Origin of the sequence: Dactylosporangium darangshiense, assembly GCF_039537565.1 — a bacterium.
GTDB classification, from domain to species: domain Bacteria; phylum Actinomycetota; class Actinomycetes; order Mycobacteriales; family Micromonosporaceae; genus Dactylosporangium; species Dactylosporangium darangshiense.
This window is the reverse complement of record NZ_BAABAT010000011.1, coordinates 64,789-81,958: the sequence shown is the minus strand read 5'-3', so window position 1 is coordinate 81,958 and position 17,170 is coordinate 64,789. Positions and strand designations below refer to the sequence as shown.

Sequence of the window (17,170 nt, the reverse complement as noted above, 5' to 3'; positions counted from 1 at the left end):
TACCAGGAGAGTTGCTACCAGGAAGTTCCGGTCAGCCGCTCGTACACCTCGACGTAACGGGCCCGGGTCAGAGCGACGACGTCGTCGGGAACCTCGGGCCCGGGCGCGGTCTTGTCCCAGCCGCTGGCCAGCGACCAGTCGCGCACGAGCTGCTTGTCGAAGGAGAACTGGGTGCGGCCCGGCTCCCACTGGTCCAGCGGCCAGAAGCGGGACGAGTCCGGGGTGAGCACCTCGTCGGCCAGCACCACGGTGCCGTCCGGCGTGCGGCCGAACTCCAGCTTCGTGTCGGCGACCACGATCCCGCGCTCGGCGGCCAGGGCGGCGCCGCGGGAGTACACCCGCAGGGTGAGCTCGCGCAGCTCGTCCGCGAGGTCCTTGCCGATCTGGCCGCGCACCTCGTCCAGCGTCACGAACTCGTCGTGCTCGCCGACGGGCGCCTTGGTCGTCGGGGTGAAGACCGGCTCCGGCAGGCGCGAGCCCTCGACCAGCCCGGCCGGCAGCGGCACTCCGGAGACTTCTCCGCGGGAGTTGTACTCCGCGAGCCCGAGCCCGGCGAGATAGCCGCGCGCGATGCACTCGACCGGCAGCATCTCCAGCCGCCGGCACCGGATGGCCCGCCCGGCGAACTGCGCGGGCACGTCCGTCGCCGAGATCACGTGGTTGGGCACGATGTCGGCGAGCTGCTCGAACCACCACAGCGAGAGCCGGGTGAGCACGGCGCCCTTGTCCGGGATCGGCGTCGGCAGGACCACGTCGTAGACGGAGATGCGGTCGGAGGCGACCAGGATGAGATCGTCGCCGTCGGCGTAGACGTCCCGGACCTTGCCCGAATGCAGAAGTTCCACGGGGCTCAGCCTAGTGGTCGGGCGTAGGGTGAGCAGCGTCACGACTCCGTCGTCGGAGGAGGTCCGATGCCCATCGATCCCGCGAAGACCGCCATCGTCCTCATCGAGTACCAGAACGACTTCGTCTCCGAAGGAGGCGCGTTCCACGGCGCCGTGCAGGGCGTCATGGAGAAGACCGACATGATGGCCAACACCCGCCGGCTCGTCGCCGCCGCGCGCGCCGCCGGGGTGACGATCATCCACGCGCCGATCACCTTCGCGCCCGGATACAACGAAATCACCTCGCACCCCTACGGCATCCTCAAGGGCGTCGTGGACGGCAACGCGTTCGTGAAAGGCGAGTGGGGCGCCCAGATCGTCGACGATCTGTCGCCCCAAGCCGGTGACATCGTGGTTGAGGGCAAGCGCGGGCTGGACACCTTCGCCAGCACCAACCTCGACTTCATCCTGCGCAGCAAGGGCATCACCACCATCGCCATCGGCGGCTTCCTGACCAACTGCTGTGTCGAGTCGACGATGCGCACCGGCTACGAGCACGGCTACCAGGTGATCACCCTGCAGGACTGCGTCGCGGCCACCTCGCAGGAGGAGCACGAGAACGCGTTGAAGTACGACTTCCCCATGTTCTCGACCCCGATGACCGCGGAGAACTTCGCGTCGCAGTTCTAGCCCGCCCTGGAATCCAAGGCCGCCCTGGAATCTAGGCCGCCTTGTAATAGCGGACCGCCAGGCCGCCCGCGACGAGGAAGCTCGCGCCCAGCACCAGCAGGTGCACCGGGTGCGGCGCCTGCCCCGTCCAGGCGGCCTGGATCGCCTGGCGGAAGGCGCCCAGCGGGGTGAAGTCGCCGATGCGGCGCAGGACGCGCGGCATGTACTCCACCGGCACGTACAGCCCGGCGAAAAACGCCGACGGGAACCACATCGCCAGGGCGTAGCCGCTCGCCGCCTTCGTCGTGCCGGCCACCGCGGCGACGAGCAGGCCGATCGGGAACAGCCCCAGCAGCCCCAGCAGGAACGTGGGCACCACCAGCAGCAGGTTGGGCATGTGCATGCCCAGCGCGGCGACGCCGATGACGATCGTGAGCAGCGTCGAGAAGAGCACGACGCCGGCGTTCATGACCAGCTGGGCGCCGAGCATGGCGACCGGCTTCACCGGGGTGGTGGCGAAGCGGCGCAGCACGCCCCGCTCCCGGTAGTTGGACAGCACGACCGGCAGCATGAAGAACGCCACCATCGCCATCGACACCATGACGGACATCGACGGGATGTAGGTGTCGATGCCGCGGTGCCCGCCGAGGGCCGGGTCGGCCTTGTGCACGCTGCCGGGCAGGCCGAAGGCGACCAGCAGGGCGACCGGCAGCAGGACCGTGAACATCGGGCCACCCACCTCGCGGAGCATGAGCCTGGTCTCGATGGCGGTGAGACGGGTCAGGGCGCGCATCTCAGTTCTCCTTACCGGTCAACGCGACGAACGCGGACTCGAGGTCGGCCTGGACGATGTTGAGGTTCAGCGGGACGACGGACCGCGCGGCCAGCGCGGAGGAGATCTCATGGGCGAGGTTGCCGGTGCCGGTGATGGTGAACTCGCCGCCCTGCACGTCGACCGTCGCGACACCCGGAACACCGGCGAGGGCGTCGGCGGGCAGTTCTGCGGAGGGCCGGAACGTCACCGTCAGGCCGGACGCCACCCGCCGGATCAGCCCGGCCGGGGTGTCGATGGCGACCGTGCGGCCGGCGTCGATGACCGCGATCCGGTCGCACAGCCGCTCGGCCTCGTCCATGAAGTGTGTGACGAGCAGCACGGTCACGCCGCGGTCGCGGATGTCGGAGATGAGCTCCCAGGTCTCCCGGCGGGCCTGCGGGTCCAGGCCGGTGGTCAGCTCGTCGAGCACCGCGATCTCGGGCGAGCCGACCAGCGACAGCGCGATCGACAGGCGCTGCTTCTGGCCGCCGGAGAGCCGCTTGTACTGCTGCTTCGCGTGCTCGGCCAGCCCCAGCTGCGCCAGCAGCGCCGCGGTGTCGGCGGGCCGCTCGTAGAAGGAGGCGAACAGCTCCATGGCCTCGTCGACCCGGATGCGGTCCGGCAGCTGCGACTCCTGCAGCTGCACGCCGAGGCGCTGGCGCACCGCCGGGTCGCCCGGGTCCGTCCCGAGCACCCGCACGACGCCGCCGTCGGCCTTGCGCAGCCCTTCGACGATCTCGACGGTCGTGGTCTTGCCGGCGCCGTTGCGCCCGATGATGCCGAAGATCTCGCCGCGCTCCACCGTGAAGGACACGTCCCGCACCGCGACGCGGTCGCCGTAGCGCTTCTCCAGCCGCTGGACTTCGATGACTGTCATGCCGAGAACTCTGCCGATCCGCGGCGCACGGCAGAATGACGCTGGACGCCGTGCGGGGGTGGGGCTAGCTACACCCGCGGCCGGTAGCCAGGGCCGATGTTTGCACGGGCGGGGGAAGCGAGGCTGGGTGGCATGACGTACCTGAGGGGGCTCGCCCGCAGCGCCCAGCTGCTCGGCCTGGCCGTGCTCGTCTTCTGCGCGTTCCTGGTCACGGTGCTGATGCTCGCCGCCGGCGGCATGGTCTTCGGCCTGCTGTGGGTGCGTCCGCTGACGGCCTACTGCCGGGCGCTGTTCGGCCGGTGGCTCGGGCGCGACCTCTCGGTCTCCTACCGGCCCGAGCCCGGCCCGCCGCAGCCGGACGAGGAGGGCTTCTACCGCCACGACAGCCAGCTGTACCACGGGCCCCGGTTCCCGGCGTACTTCCAGCGCGTGCAGTGGGCGGCCGACGACCCGGCGACCCACCGGGACATGGCCTGGCAGCTGTGGTTCCCGCTCGTGGTGCTGCTCGTCGTGCCGATCGGGCTGCCGGTCGCGCCGCTGGCCGTGCGGGCCGTGGCGGCCTGGAGCGCCTGGATGTGGCGGCCGCGCCCGGGCGCGAAGGAGCGCCGGCGGCGCACCGACGCGGTGCTGCTGGCCTGGGCCCAATGCGCCGCCCTGCTGCTGAGCGCCGCGGTGCAGGTGGCGCTGCTCGCGGTGACGCTCGCGTGCTTCCTGCTCGGCTTCGGGCTGGGCATCGTGTTCCTGATCCCGACCGGGATCACGCACTACCGGTGGCTCGCCAACCTGCGCCGGCAGGTCAGCGGGTGGGGCGGCGGCGAGCGCATCGAGCGGCCCTACCAGCCGATGGTGCGCCCGCAGCTGCGCGGCGACGGGCTCTACCGGGTGCGCAACTCGCTGTACAAGACCGAGACCTGGGCGGACTTCAACGCCCGCTGGGTCTGGGTGTGGCACGACCCGGCGACGTGGCGCGACCTGTTGTGGCTGGGCGCCGACCCGTTCGTCACCGGCGTGCTGGCCGGCGTGCCGGTGGTGGCCGCGGTGTACGGCGCCTTCGGCCTGGTGCTGCCGTGGATCTGGACGCAGGCGTTCGGGGCCGACTGGGACACCTGGTACGGCGCGGTGGCCGGCAACCGGCTCGCCGGGCTCGTCGCCGGCGTGCTGCTCGTGGCGGTGGGCTTCTGGCTGCCGCCGAAGGTGCTGCCGCCGGTGTCGCGCTGGTCCGCGCTGCTGCTGCGCCCGACGGCGAAGGAGCAGCTGCGCCGGCGGGTCGAGCGGCTCACGCAGACCCGCGCCGACGCCGTGGACGCGCAGGCCGCCGAGGTGCGCCGCATCGAGCGGGACCTGCACGACGGCGCGCAGGCGCGGCTCATCTCGGTCGGGCTGACCCTCGGCGCGATCGAGCGACTCATGGACACCGACCCGGAGGCCGCCCGCAGGCTGGTGGCGCAGGCGCGGGAGACGTCGCAGACGGCCCTGTCCGAGCTGCGCGACCTGGTCCGCGGCATTCTCCCGCCGGTGCTGTCCGAGCGCGGCCTGCCCGATGCGGTCCGCGCGCTCGCACTGGACACCTCGGCCGAGGTCACCGTCCACGGCCGGCTGGCGGGGCGGCTGGCCGCGCCGGTCGAGTCGGCGGCGTACTTCGCGGTCAGCGAACTGCTCGCCAACGCCGTGCGGCACGGCGGCGCCGAGCACGTCACCGTCGACATCCGCCACCGCGACGCCCTGCTGCGCATCACGGTCACCGACGACGGCGAGGGCGGCGCCGACCCGTCGCGGGGCACGGGCCTGCGCGGCATCGAGCGGCGGTTGGGTACCTTCGACGGAACGCTCGCCCTGCACAGCCCCGCGGGCGGCCCGACCGTCGCGACGCTGGAGCTGCCGTGCGCGTTGTCCTCGCCGAAGACCTCTACCTCCTGAGGGACGGCCTGGTCCTGCTGCTGCAGAGCCACGGCTTCGAGATCGTGGCGGCCGTCGACACCGGCCCGACGCTGCTCGCGGCCCTGCTCGAGCACCGCCCCGACGTGGCCGTGGTCGACGTGCGGCTGCCGCCGAGCTTCACCGACGAGGGCCTGCAGGCCGCGCTCGCCGCCCGCCGCGAGGTGCCGGGCCTGCCGGTGCTGGTGCTCTCGCAGCACGTGGAGCAGCTCTACGCCCGGGAGCTGCTGGCCGACGGCACCGGCGCGGTCGGTTACCTGCTCAAGGACCGTGTGTTCAACGCCGACCAGTTCATCGATGCGGTACGCCGGGTGGCCTCTGGCGGCACCGTCATGGACCCCTCGGTGATCGCGAAGCTGGTCGCCCGCCCGACCCCCTCGTCGGGCACCCTGACGCCGCGCGAGCGCGAGGTGCTCACCCTGATGGCCGAGGGGCGCTCCAACGCGGCGATCGGCAAGCAGCTGTACCTCAGCGAGAGCGCGGTCGGCAAGCACATCGCGAGCATCTTCGGCAAGCTGAACCTCCCCGTCTCCGACGACGACAACCGCCGCGTCCTGGCGGTGCTCGCCTACCTGCAGAACGGCGCCTGACCGGCTAGTTCGAGTGCTCCGCGAGACCCTCGCGGATCATGTTCGTGGTGGGGTGGTCGAACCCGAGCCCGGACACGGCGATCGCCAGCGCGCGGCGCTGCAGCTCCCCGGCCTCCCTGTGCTGCCCGAGCACGCGCAGCGTGACCGCAAGGTTGTGCAGGTGGGCGGCGGTGTCGGGGTGGTCGCGGCCGAGCGCGCCCTCGAAGATCGCCAGGGCCCGCCGGTGCACCGGCTCCGCCTCGGCGGCCCGGCCGAGCTCGCGCAGGCACCCGGCCTGCTCGCTCAGCCAGACGCCGACGTCGGCGTGCTCCGCGCCGAACGCCCGCTCGGCGACGGCCGCGGCCCGGGCGAACAGCGGCTCGGCGGCCTCGGGCAGGTCCACCGCCCGCAGCGCGCCGGCGAGCCCGGCGAGCCGGGCCGCGAGGTCCGGGTGGTCCTTGCGGTACGACCGCTCGGTGATGGCCAGCGCCCGCTGGAAGAGCGGCAGCGCCTCCCGGTCGCGCCCCAGCCCCCGCAGCGTGTCGGCGAGGGCGGCGAGCCGGTCGCCCACGTCGGGGTGGTCGGGGTCGCCGCGCAGCTTCTCCTCGAACGCCAGCGCCCGCCGCGCGAACGGCTCGGCCTCCGCCGGCCGGCCGAGCACCGTCAGCAGCTGGGCGAGGCTGGCCAGCCAGGCGCCGATGTCGGGGCCCGGTGCGCCGACTGCCGAATCGGCGAGCTCGATCGCCCGGCGGTACAGCGGCTCGGCGTCCTCCGGCCGGCCCCGCTGCCACACCGTCGCGGCCAGGCCGCCGTAGCGGAACGACAGCTGGTGGTCCTCGTTGCCGAAGACCGCCTCGTCGATCGCCAGCGCACGCCGGATCAGCGGCTCCGCCTCCGTGGGCCGGTTGAGCCCGCGCAGGATGTCGGCGAGCGTGCCCAGATCCTCCGCCACGCCTTGGTGGTCGGGGCCGAGCGCTGCCTCGTCGATGGCGAGCGCACGGCGGGCGATCGGCTCGGCCTCCGCCTCGCGGCCCAGCAGGCGCAGGGTGAACGCCAGGCCCACCAGCCGGTTGGCGACGTCGGGATCGTGGGGGCCCAGCGCCGCCTCGGAGATGGCCAGCGCCCGCCGCTGCAGCGGCTCGGCCTCGGCCGCGCGGCCCAGTGTCCGCAGCGCCAGGGCCACGCCGGCCATCCGGCGCGCGGTCTCGGCGTGTGCCGGGCCCAGCGTCGCCTCCGAGATCGACAGGGCCCGCCGGCTCAGGGCCTCGACCTCGGCGTACTGCCCGACCGCCCGCATCGCGCCGGCGAGGTGGTCGGCCCGGGGCGCCGCGTCCGCGTGGTCGGGGCCGAGCACCGCCTCGGTGACCTCCAGGGCCCGCCGGTGGTCGGCGAGCGCCTGCCGGTTACGGCCGTGGACCATCTCGTACTGCCCGGCCTGGTCGAGCAGCCAGGCCAGGTCGGCGCCGCCGACCGCGTCGGGGCAGACGGCGGCCAGGGCGGTGATGTGCGGGCGCAGCGCCGCCCACCGCGGCCAGCCGGAGACGACCCGCCGCGGCTCGCCCGGCGGCGCGGCCCGCCGCAGCAGGCCGGTGGCGGTGCGCAGGACGTCGGCGAGGCCGGCCTGCGCGGTGCCGGATGAGAGCTGCTCCATGATCGAGGCCCGCACCGGCGGGCGGATGATCACCGTGTCGAGGGCGCGGGTGACCAGGCCGTTGGAGACCAGCAGGCGCACGGCGGCGTCGACGGCGGCGGCCGGCGCGAGCGGTGCCAGCACGTCGACGGGCAGCGGGGCGAGGCCGTAGCAGGACAGCACCCGCAGCGCCCGGACGGCGACGGGGTCGTTCAGCGCGACCCCGGCCAGGGTGACCGGCTCGGGCGCGGCCGGCACCGCCGCCCGCGCCACCACCCGCGGCGGCGGAGGGGTCTCCACAATCGGCGGCGATGACGGGGCGGACCCGGTGTAGAGGCTTCCCATTGCCACCACCAGCTCGGGCTGGTCGATCGTGGTGGGCGCGATGCGCAGGGTCCGGTGCAGCAGCGTCGCCGCGAGCGGGACGCGGCTGGAGCCGCCGACGAGGAACACGCCGCCGATGCGCTCGCCGGGCACCCCGGACGCGCGCAGGATGCCGACCGTGAGCGCGACGGTGCGGTCCAGGTGCGGCCGGGCCGCCTTCTCGAACTCCTCGCGGGTCATGTGCAGCTCGGCCTCGGCCAGCGGCACGTGCAGGTCCGCGGCGACGTGCCGGGACAGTTGCTCCTTGGCCGCGCGGGCGCCCTGCCACAGGACCCGGCGGGCCCGCTGGTCGGCCGGGGTCTCGGGCCAGTCGAGCCTGCCCCAGGCCTCCGCAGCCGCACCGTCGGCGGTCAGCGAGCGGGCGTGCTGGACCACGGCGGCGTCGAGGTCGAGCCCGCCGACGTCGGCGAGCCCGTCGGCGGCCACGACCTCGAACCCGCCCGCCCCGCCGGCCTCGGACCGGCGCACCACGGTGACGTCGAACGTGCCGGCGCCGAGGTCGTAGACGACGAGGCAGCGCCCGGGCGGCAGCTCCCGGCCGAGCACGGTGGCGAAGTACGCAGCCGCCGCGACCGGCTCGGCGACGAAGTCGACGGCGCCGAAGCCGATGCGGCGAGCGGCGTCGGCCAGCACCGCCAGGCGCGGCCGGCTCCACGTCGCCGGGTGGGTCAGCACGAGCGTGTCGGGCACCCGGCCGGCCACCCGCCGGGCCTCCTCGGCGACGCGGGTCAGCACCGCCGCGACGAGCTCGGCGATCGGCAGCTCCCGCTCGTCGAGCCAGGCGGTGCCGTCGTCGATGCGCCGCTTCGGGTTGGGCTCGTAGCGGGCCGGATGCGCCACCGCCGCCCGGTCCGCGTCGGCGCCGGTCAGCAGCGCGTCCGGCCCGGCGAACACCCCCGACGGCAGCAGCGGCGACGCGTCGAACAGCAGCGGCGTCACGGAGCCGTCCGCGCGCTGCAGCATCGCGACCGTGGTGGAGGTGCCGAAGTCGACCCCGAGGCGCATGCCCGCACATTAAAGGATCTGGTCCAGCGGGTCAGTCGACGTTCAGGACGATCTTCCCCCGCCCATGTCCCGTCTCGATCTCGCGGTGGGCCTCGGCGGCCTCGGCGAGCGGGTACACGCGCCGCACGTGCCACGAGGTGCGCCCGGCCGCGTAGAGCCCGATGAGCTCGGCCAGGGCCTCGGCGCTGCGCCGGCCCTGGATGCTGCCGAGCCCCAGCTCCTCGATGCGGTCGTGCGCGACGAGCGTGATAATGCGCTTGCGGTCCTCGACCAGCTCGAGCGAGGCGGCCAGGGCGTCGCCCCCGGCGCCGTCGATGGCGGCGGTGATGCCCTGCGGCGCGAGGGCTCGCACGCGGCCGGCCAGGCCCTCGCCGTACACCACGGGAATCGCGCCGAGCGAGCGCACATAGTCCTGGTTGGCTTCGCTCGCGGTACCGATGACCGATGCACCCAGGAGCCCGGCGAGCTGGACGCCGGCGGTGCCGGTCGCGCCCGCGGCGGCGTTGATGAGCACGGTGTCGCCGGGGCCGACGCCGATCGCCGACAGCGCCAGGCGGGCGGTCTGCCAGCCGGCGGTGAAGCCCCCGGCGACCTCCCAGGGCACCTCCGGCGGCTTCGGGGTGACCTGGTCGGCCGGGACGACGATGTACTCCGCGTAGGCGTTGAACACGCTGAAACCCAGCACCTCGGTGCCGACCGGCACCTCGGGCGTGCCCTGGTCGACCACGCCGGCGAACTCGTTGCCGGGGATCTGCGGCAGGGTCACGGCCGCATAGGGCGGGACCCATCCCCGCCGCAACCCGGCATCGAAGGGCTGGACACCGGCCGTGCGGACCCGCACCCGCACCTGGCCGGGCCCGGCCTGCGGTTCGGGCAGCTCGTGCAGGGTGAGGACGTCGGGCGGGCCCGGCTCGGCGAACGCGGCAGCTCTCATGGCTACCAACTCTGCGACCTCAAGCGCAGTTGAGGTCAAATGGAAATGCGGTAGCGTGCATGCCGCGCTGATGTACTCAGGGAGTCGGACGATGGTGAACGTAAAGGACTGGGTCGTTGTCGGGCTCGACAACGGCGGCACCGCGAACAACGCCACGGTGCTCGATCACGAGGGCACGTTCCTGGTGGACGGGCTCGTGGAGGTGCCCAGCCGGGTGCTCGACGGCCCCGAGGCGGCCGTCGAGTCCCTCGCCGGGGCGTTCGAGAACATCCTGGCGGTCACCAAGGTCGACCACTCCCGGGTCGTCGCGGTCGGGCTCGACACGCCCGGCCCGGCCAGCGCCGACGGGGTGATCTCCTCCAAGGGCGCGACGAACTTCTCGCAGCCGGCCTGGTGGGGCTTCGACTTCCGCGGCGCGCTCGAGGCGCGCCTCGGGCTGCCGGTCGTGTACAACAACGACGGCAACGCGGCCGCGCTCTACGCACACCACGTGTACTTCGGCGCCGAGGCGCACGAGAAGTCCTCGGTCTCCGCGATCGTCGGCACCGGGCTCGGCGGCGGCGTCATCGAGCAGGGCAAGGTGATCCGCGGCGCGGCCGGCATGGCCGGCGAGCTCGGCCATGTGCACATCCCGATGCACGGGCTGCTCGAGGAGGGCCAGCCGCTGCCCAGCTGCGGGTGCGGGTTCCTCGGCGACGTGGAGAGCGTGTCGTCGCTGACCGGGATCGTGCGCAACCTGCTGCCCTACTGGCTGACGCGCTTCCCGGACCACCCGTTGCACAAGGCCGAGTCGCTGAGGGCCGCGGCCAAGCAGGTGCGCTCGTTCGCCGAGCAGAACGACGAGCTGGCGCTGCACATCTTCGAGCAGCAGGCGATGGGCCTCGGCCGGCTGTTCACCATCTCGGCCAACTTCACCGACCCGGACTGCTACTTCGTCGGCGGCGGCGTGGTCGAGGCGGCGCCGCACTTCCGGGACTGGTTCCTGGAGCGGGTCCGCGTGCACACCCTGCTGCGCGAGGAGCAGGTGAAGGTGGCGCGGTTCGCCCTCGTCCCGGAGCGCGACATGGCCGGCGCCCGTGGGGCCGCCATCGCCGCGGCCGGCACGGTCATCGCCTGAAAGTTACTCCAGCCTGGGCGATCCGCGGGCGCGGTGTCAGAATCGGTGCGGTGAGCATCCTGGGACGCCGGCCGGACGAGCTCGACCTGCTCGAGGGGCGCGACGTGCCTCTCGGCCGATACACGGTGGTCCGCCGCAGCCTGCCGAACAAGACCCGGCGCACCGTCGGGGCCTGGTGCTTCCTCGACCACTTCGGGCCCGAGGACGTGACCGGCAAGCCCGGAATGCGGGTGCCGCCGCATCCGCACATCGGGCTGCAGACGGTGAGCTGGCTGCTCGGCGGCGAGGTCCGGCATCGCGACAGCGTCGGCTCCGACCAGGTCATCTACCCGGGCCAGCTGAACATCATGACCTCGGGTCGCGGTATCGCGCATTCGGAGAACTCGCCCACGTCCAAGCCTCCGCTGCTGCACGGCCTGCAGCTGTGGGTCGCCCTGCCGGATGCCGTTCGGGGGATGCCGCCGGCTTTCCAGCACTTGTCCGATTTGCCGGTCATTTCGGATAAATCATTTCATGTGACAGTTGCGGTGGGTGCGCTCGAAGGGGCCGTCTCGCCGGCCACCGTGCACAGCGAGCTGCTCGGCGCGGACGTCGCGCTGGACGCGGGGGCGCGCACCGAGCTGGCCGTGCGGCCCGACTTCGAGCACGCCGTCGTGGTCACCGAGGGCACGGCCCGCGTCGAGGGGGTCGACGTGTCGCCGGGCTCGCTGCTGTACCTCGGGGAGGAGCGCGACCGGCTGCGCCTGGAGACCGACGAGCGCTCGCGGCTGTTCCTGCTCGGCGGGGTGCCATTCACCGAGGATCTCGTCATGTGGTGGAACTTCGTCGCCCGCTCGCACGAGGAGATCGTCGAGGCGCGCGAGGACTGGATGGCTCGGCCAAAAGGGGATGGCACGGACCGCTTCGGCATCGTGCCGGGTGGTGAGGAGCCGCTGCCGGCTCCCGGCCTGCCCACCACCCGGCTGATGCCGCGTCCGCGGTACCGACGGGGCTAAAGCAGGCGCCAGAGGTGGTCGGCGGTGCCGTTGTCGGTGAACTGCACGACCTGCGCGCTGTTGGCCGTCGACATGCCCGACACCCCGAGCACCTTCATGCTGTGCTGGACCTGGACGCGGTACCACCCGTCGCCGTTGTCGACGAGCCGCCAGAGATGATCGGCGCTGCCGTTGTCCTCGAACTGCTGCACGAGGGCGCCGTCGGCCTGCGACATGTTCTGCACGGCGAGGAGCTTGCCGCTGTTCTGGTTCTGGATCTTGTACCACCCGGAGCCCGCGTCGATCAGGCGCCAGTTGTGATCGGCCGTGCCGTTGTCGTCGAACTGCACGACGTTGGCGCTGTTCGCCGTCGACATGCCCGACACGCCGAGCACCTTGAGGCTGTTCTTGTTCTGGACGCGCCGCCAGGAGATCGGCGCCGTGGTGCCCTCGACCCGCCACTCCAGGATGCCGCCGGAGACGCCGGCCTTGAGCTGGACGACCACGCGCAGCGCCGACGTCGTGACGGCGTTGAACGTGACGCGGTTGAAGGTGTTCAGCGCCGTGCCGTACGCCGACGCGCCGCTCACCGCGGTCCACTGGCCGGCGGCGTTGAGGTACTGCAGCTGCCATGACTGCGGCACCCGGCACTGCCCGGCGCCGGTGTCGTCGAACCAGTACACCGACACCGCGCCGGTGTTGATCGGCGTGGCGTAGCTCAGCTGCGCCCATTCGCTGGTGCCGAGGTGGTCCCACCAGGTCAGCCGCGGGATGCTCTGGTCGCCGGAACTGCCGGGCACCTTGCCGTCGTTGATCGCGCCGACGCTGTCGCCGCCCCAGCACCACGACGCCGACGCGGTGGCCGGGATCGACCACTCGACGGCGTCGGCGCCGTCGCTGACGCGCGGGAACGTGGTGATCCGCACCCGCTGCGCGCCCATCGGCAGCAGTGTCAGCGACTCGTTCGGCTGGGTCGAGCGGGCCGGGCTCTGCTGCAGCGTGCGCACGATCCCCTCGGCGTCGGCCTGCCAGTTCGGGATCTTCCGGCCGGTGACCGAGAGCGAGACCGGCGCGCCGTCGCGGGTGAACGGGTTGGCGGCGAGCGGCCCCGGCTTGCGGGTGACCGTGGCGCTCGGGTTGTTCGGGTCGAGCAGCAGCCCGTAGTTCCACGGCGAGTCGGCGAACACCTCGTTGGTCGGCCACGCGTCCGTGCCGCCGATGCGCGACCAGCGCTCGGCGATCGACAGGGAGAAGCTCAGCGGCCCGTTGTCGACGCTGATCGCGTTGCCGTTCTTCGCCCAGGTCCGCACGGTGGTGCGCATCGGCAGCGTCACCGTGACCTTGTCGCCGTTGTTGAAGGTCTGGTCGAGGATGACGAACGAGCCGGACTGCAGCGTGCCGGTGACCAGCGCGCCGTTGACCCGCACCTGTGCGCCGTTGGACCAGCCGGGGATCCTGAGGTACAGCGGGAAGGAAACGGCACCCGGAGTGCTCAGCGTCAGCGTGATCGTGTCGCTGAACGGGTAGTCGGTGTCCTCGGCGATGGTGACGGTGGTGCCGCTCGCCCCGACTTTGGCGGTCACCTGCGAGGCGCCGTACATCGCCGCGCACAGCCCGTTGTCCCACGTGCCGAACCACAGCTCCTGGGCGAAGTACGGCCAGCCCATGCCGTAGTTGTGCGGGCAGCAGCGATAGTTGTGGATGCCCAGCATGTAGGCGAGCATCGGGAACCCGTTCTGGAACTGCCCCTGCGAGAGCGTGGCGTTGGTCAGCCCGATGCTGTTGGCGCACGTGATGTAGTGGATGCCCTGCTGCGCGGGGTCGAGCGCGGCGGGCAGCGAGTTGAACGCGAGGTCCTCGCAGCGGTCCAGCCACACCGAGTCGCCGGTCATGCGGGCCAGCATCTGGTGCGAGTGCATGAACTCGACGATGCCGCAGGTCTCGAAGCCTTGGCGGGGGTCGGTGTACCCGGTGCGGCAGTTCTCGTCGCCGGCGAACCCGCCGCCGGGGAAGTTGCCGAACATCGCCATGACGGTGTTGTAGTCGTTGTAGGTCGCCTGCGGGAACTTCGGGTCGAGGTCGAGCAGCCCGTACTGCGCCGGCTCCCGGAAGCCCTGCGCCAGGTTGACGTTGTGCCAGTTCGGGATGCCGTTGGTGTAGTCGGCCGACCCGGCGTGGATCTTGCGCACCAGGTCGAGCAGCCAGCTCTCCCCCGTGCGGTTGTACAGCCAGTAGACGCTGTCGATGTTGTCGCCCCACCGCAGGGCCGCCCAGCTCCGGTTGAACACCGCGGCCGGCTGCGCGTTCTGGAACTGGAAGTACTTGCGCATGAACGGCACGATGCGCGCGTCTCCGCTGTACTCCGCGTACGAACGCAGCGCGTCCAGCAGCGGCATGTGCGGCCAGAAGTCGGGCCCGTTCTCCAGGCTCGTGCGCAGGCTGTTGGGCCCGAAGAACCCGTCGGCGGCCTGGTTGGCGATGATCCCGTCGATCCATTGTTTGGCGAGCGTCAGGATGCGCGTGTTCCCGGTGACGTAGCCGAGGTCCCCGAACCCGCGCAGCCAGTAGGGCAGCTCCTCCCACGCCCCTTTGGTCTTGTCGACCCAGCCGCAGTTGTTGTACACGAGGTAGTCGGACACCTCGGTCATGCGCCCGCACAGCCCGTCGGCCTCGATGTTGAGCTGGTTGCGGATCCACCCCCGCGGCTGCACGGCCCCCGGCGGAAGCTTCAGAAACGGCGTGACCTTGAGCGGCGCAAGGTTGGGCGTGTACTGCCCGCCACGCGCTGCGGCGGTGACGGTCTTGGCGGTACGCACGGCCGCGGCGGCAGTCCCCGCAACGCCAGTACTGAGCGCAAGGGCCCCTCCGGTAACTACGGCCCCACGCGCAACGAACGACCTACGATCCACAACCCAACTCCTTTGCTCCTGGCGGGGAACATCGAAGCCCGATTATGCAGAAAAACGGTCGTTCGTGAAAGAACTCGTTGATTCTTGTTTACTTTACGCCCGCCTCGTGTGCTGTTAGGTGTTGGCTGCCGCATCGCTCTCGGCGCTTTCGGCGGTGCTGTTAGGCGTTGGTTGCCACGTCGCTCTCGGCGCTTTCGGCGGTGCTGTTAGGCGTTGGTTGCCACGTCGCTCTCGGCGGCTTCGTGGTTCTGGGCGCTTTCGGCGGTCCCGGTCGCCTGGTACCACCGCACTCCCCCCGCAACGGTGAGCCCGATGCCGGCGGCCAGCGCCACCGCCACCGCCCACCTCCCCCACTCGGGCCCGGCGAGGGTCCCGTACCGGAACACGGCGGAATCCCCCACCCCCACCATCACCGCAAGGCAGGCCCCGAGGATCCCCAGCAGTACGTCCACTTTCCGAAACGCCACCACAACCCCCGCGGCAGCAACTCCCACCCCGGTCAACAACGGCCACAGCCGCGCCAGCACCTGCACCCCAACCCCCTCGGCTGGCGAGGCGGCCAGCCCTGCGGACTGCACAACCCAGACCGCCACGACGCCACCCGCCGCTACGGCAACCACCGCGAGCGCGCCCCGCCACCGCCACAACAGCCCGACGACAACGGCCCCCAGCACCCCTCCGGCCCACCACCACCCGGTCTGCGGCGCAGGGGCCGCGGCGACGGTACCGCGCACAATCCCCGCTTCCCGCCCATCAACCAGCAGCGGCACACTCCAACTCCGGGCCGGCAGTTCCCGCGCCCTCTCGTCATGCCACCGCACCCGAGGCTCATCGGCGACCCGATGCCACTCGGCCGGCGCCGCAGCGTCCCCGCCGGCTCCGCTCCCACTGATCGACCGACTGGCAAACCAGGTGGGCGCCTTGCGATTCTCCTCAACCCCACGGCTGGTGACCCGGAGAAACTCCTCCCCTTGCAGCCCGAGCACGACAACTTCGCGCCCGGACCGATTGACGAGCTCGAGCCGCGCCCCACCTTCAACGGCCCGGACTTGAACCCCAGGCACAGACACGGACTCAACCCGCACCACGTACCCAACGGCAACCGGCGCATCGGCCCCGTGCGCCGAGGCCGGCTGCCCGTACAGCAGCGCGAGGATCCCTCCGACGAGCCCGGCAAGGAGCACCCGCCCAACGGCCCCTAGGTCACGCCACTCGCTCAAGACGCCTCCCCACACACACGCCAGCCACCCCGTTCGCGCACCCGCCAACGCACGCCACCCCGACCATGTGCCGGCCCCCAGCGGCGAGGGCGCGCAGGTCGTCTGCGAGGTCCACCTTCACCGCACCCCCAGCGACACAAACGCGCCCAGCAACGCCTGCCCCCAGCACCGCTCGGACGCGAGCCTGAGAGCACGAACGTTCCCCGCAGCGAAACTCGCCAGACAACGCACTCACCGGCCGAACGTCCCTCATGGCGACACGCGGCAGGCGAACGGCCCTCGTAACAGAGCCCGGCAGGCGAACGGCCCTCGTAACCAGCCCGGCAGGCAAACGGCCCTCGTAACACGGCCCGGCAGGCGAACGGCCCTCGTAACACAGCCCGGCAGGCAAACGGCGCTTCGCGGCAGACCTCAGCGGCCTCGCCATGGTGAACTCGCACGCGCGGCGCAGGCTCATCCGGCCCGAGCGGCCGCAATCGCGGCAACAAGGTCCGCACGCGCCCGCGCCACACGGGAGCGAATCGTGCCGACCGGGACGTCCTCGATCTCGGCGGCCTCCGCGTACGAGACGCCGAGCACCTGCGTCAGGACGAACGCGACCCGTCGCTCGGCGGGCAGGGCGGCAACGAGGGCATTCGTGGCGTGCAGCCCGGCGTGGTCGCCTTCCGCCAGCACCGTGGGCTCGGCCACGACCCGCGCCTCCAGCCGCCGCGCGCGCACCGCCGCCCGGACCTGGTCGGCACACGCCCGCCGCGCGATGGCCAGCACCCACGTCCGCGCCGACGACCGCCCCGCGAACTCGGGCAGCGCCCGGAAGGCCCGCAAGTACGTGTCCTGGGTCACGTCGTCGGCGTGCGCCACGCCCACCAGCGCCGCAACGAACCGCCAGACCTCCGCCTGCGTGGCCCGCACGAACGCGGCAGCGGAGCGCTCGTCGCCCGTCCGCGCGGCCAGCAGCGCCGCGGTTGCCGCATCCACCTCGCCGTCGGCCTCACCAGTCACGGCAGCGAGCCTAGCGCCCCGTCCTGACAATCCTCCCTTCGCCTCACCAGGGTGTAACCCCCACCGCGTACCCGGCCGGGAACCGACAACCCGCCCCGCGCGACGAACACCGCGGGCACTCGGGTGACGACATACGCCGCCCGCTCGGGAGGAGAACGCCCTCCGGCCCGTGCACCAGATCGGCACCTAGCCACCTGCGCCCCGCCAACGTCGTCCGACCCACGACCCGACAGCCGCGAGCGCGGCGCGAAAGGTACAGGAACAGAAGGAACACGTGCAGGACGGGCGGCGGCGAGTCCTGCCGAGG

The 17,170-nt window shown here is 72.2% G+C and carries 14 protein-coding genes; 6 read left to right on the top strand and 8 right to left on the bottom strand.

Going from position 1 to position 17,170, the window contains the following annotated elements; all coding sequences use genetic code 11:
- Positions 1-14 precede the first annotated feature (14 nt).
- A complete protein-coding gene (locus ABD901_RS21675; protein ID WP_345129113.1) occupies positions 15-854 on the bottom strand; it encodes a phosphoribosylaminoimidazolesuccinocarboxamide synthase in 840 nt (279 codons plus the stop codon).
- Positions 855-911: 57 nt separating this feature from the next.
- Here ABD901_RS21675 and ABD901_RS21670 point away from each other — a divergent pair, with 57 nt between their 5' ends.
- Positions 912-1,514: a cysteine hydrolase family protein gene (locus ABD901_RS21670; RefSeq protein ID WP_345128936.1), complete on the top strand. Its 603-nt coding sequence runs from the start codon at positions 912-914 to the stop codon at positions 1,512-1,514.
- 31 nt (positions 1,515-1,545) lie between these two features.
- Here the strand turns inward: ABD901_RS21670 and ABD901_RS21665 are convergent, their stop codons facing one another.
- Both ABD901_RS21665 and ABD901_RS21660 read right to left on the bottom strand, forming a co-directional pair.
- Positions 1,546-2,286 (bottom strand): ABC transporter permease, encoded by a 741-nt coding sequence (locus tag ABD901_RS21665; protein ID WP_345128935.1) that lies wholly within the window; start codon positions 2,284-2,286, stop codon positions 1,546-1,548.
- Position 2,287: 1 nt separating this feature from the next.
- On the bottom strand, positions 2,288-3,184 hold the full coding sequence (locus tag ABD901_RS21660) for an ABC transporter ATP-binding protein (protein ID WP_345128934.1): 897 nt from the start codon (positions 3,182-3,184) through the stop codon (positions 2,288-2,290).
- Between the two features lie 132 nt (positions 3,185-3,316).
- Here ABD901_RS21660 and ABD901_RS21655 point away from each other — a divergent pair, with 132 nt between their 5' ends.
- Entirely contained in the window at positions 3,317-5,101 is a 1,785-nt protein-coding gene (locus tag ABD901_RS21655) for a sensor histidine kinase (RefSeq protein ID WP_345128933.1), read from the top strand.
- Positions 5,065-5,709 carry a response regulator gene (locus ABD901_RS21650; RefSeq protein ID WP_345128932.1) on the top strand — a complete coding sequence of 215 codons (645 nt, stop codon included), beginning with the start codon at positions 5,065-5,067 and terminating at the stop codon, positions 5,707-5,709. Before ABD901_RS21655 ends, ABD901_RS21650 begins: the two co-directional genes overlap by 37 nt.
- Before the next feature lie 4 nt (positions 5,710-5,713).
- Here the strand turns inward: ABD901_RS21650 and ABD901_RS21645 are convergent, their stop codons facing one another.
- Together ABD901_RS21645 and ABD901_RS21640 are read right to left on the bottom strand one after the other, a co-directional pair.
- Positions 5,714-8,707: a tetratricopeptide repeat protein gene (locus tag ABD901_RS21645; protein WP_345128931.1), complete on the bottom strand. Its 2,994-nt coding sequence runs from the start codon at positions 8,705-8,707 to the stop codon at positions 5,714-5,716.
- A gap of 31 nt (positions 8,708-8,738) precedes the next feature.
- On the bottom strand, positions 8,739-9,641 hold the full coding sequence (locus ABD901_RS21640) for an NADP-dependent oxidoreductase (RefSeq protein WP_345128930.1): 903 nt from the start codon (positions 9,639-9,641) through the stop codon (positions 8,739-8,741).
- 91 nt (positions 9,642-9,732) lie between these two features.
- On the opposite strand from ABD901_RS21640, the gene ABD901_RS21635 reads away from it, so the two are divergent.
- Positions 9,733-10,758, top strand: a complete 1,026-nt coding sequence (locus tag ABD901_RS21635; RefSeq protein WP_345128929.1) for an ROK family protein — start codon at positions 9,733-9,735, stop codon at positions 10,756-10,758.
- A 50-nt stretch (positions 10,759-10,808) separates the two neighbouring features.
- On the top strand, positions 10,809-11,753 hold the full coding sequence (locus ABD901_RS21630; protein ID WP_345128928.1) for a pirin family protein: 945 nt from the start codon (positions 10,809-10,811) through the stop codon (positions 11,751-11,753).
- Here the strand turns inward: ABD901_RS21630 and ABD901_RS21625 are convergent.
- Complete coding sequence (locus tag ABD901_RS21625) at positions 11,750-14,548, bottom strand: RICIN domain-containing protein (RefSeq protein ID WP_345128927.1); 2,799 nt, start codon at positions 14,546-14,548, stop codon at positions 11,750-11,752. The genes ABD901_RS21630 and ABD901_RS21625 overlap by 4 nt on opposite strands.
- Before the next feature lie 299 nt (positions 14,549-14,847).
- Positions 14,848-15,375, bottom strand: a complete 528-nt coding sequence (locus ABD901_RS21620; protein ID WP_345128926.1) for a hypothetical protein — start codon at positions 15,373-15,375, stop codon at positions 14,848-14,850.
- A gap of 237 nt (positions 15,376-15,612) precedes the next feature.
- Between ABD901_RS21620 and ABD901_RS21615 the strand changes: the two genes are divergently transcribed.
- Positions 15,613-15,843, top strand: coding sequence for a hypothetical protein (locus ABD901_RS21615; RefSeq protein ID WP_345128925.1), 231 nt, complete (start codon positions 15,613-15,615; stop codon positions 15,841-15,843).
- Positions 15,844-16,314: 471 nt separating this feature from the next.
- On the opposite strand, the gene ABD901_RS21610 is transcribed toward ABD901_RS21615, so the two are convergent.
- Positions 16,315-16,863, bottom strand: coding sequence for a sigma-70 family RNA polymerase sigma factor (locus ABD901_RS21610; RefSeq protein WP_345128924.1), 549 nt, complete (start codon positions 16,861-16,863; stop codon positions 16,315-16,317).
- Positions 16,864-17,170 lie beyond the last annotated feature (307 nt).

What these genes read in the sequence shown, in the direction of transcription:
- ABD901_RS21670 (WP_345128936.1), top strand. Translation starts at nt 912, where the DNA reads ATGCCCATCGATCCCGCGAAGACCGCCATCGTCCTCATCGAGTACCAG.
- ABD901_RS21640 (WP_345128930.1), bottom strand. Translation starts at nt 9,641, where the DNA reads ATGAGAGCTGCCGCGTTCGCCGAGCCGGGCCCGCCCGACGTCCTCACC.
- ABD901_RS21665 (WP_345128935.1), bottom strand. Translation starts at nt 2,286, where the DNA reads ATGCGCGCCCTGACCCGTCTCACCGCCATCGAGACCAGGCTCATGCTC.
- ABD901_RS21645 (WP_345128931.1), bottom strand. Translation starts at nt 8,707, where the DNA reads ATGCGCCTCGGGGTCGACTTCGGCACCTCCACCACGGTCGCGATGCTG.
- ABD901_RS21635 (WP_345128929.1), top strand. Translation starts at nt 9,733, where the DNA reads ATGGTGAACGTAAAGGACTGGGTCGTTGTCGGGCTCGACAACGGCGGC.
- ABD901_RS21655 (WP_345128933.1), top strand. Translation starts at nt 3,317, where the DNA reads ATGACGTACCTGAGGGGGCTCGCCCGCAGCGCCCAGCTGCTCGGCCTG.
- ABD901_RS21660 (WP_345128934.1), bottom strand. Translation starts at nt 3,184, where the DNA reads ATGACAGTCATCGAAGTCCAGCGGCTGGAGAAGCGCTACGGCGACCGC.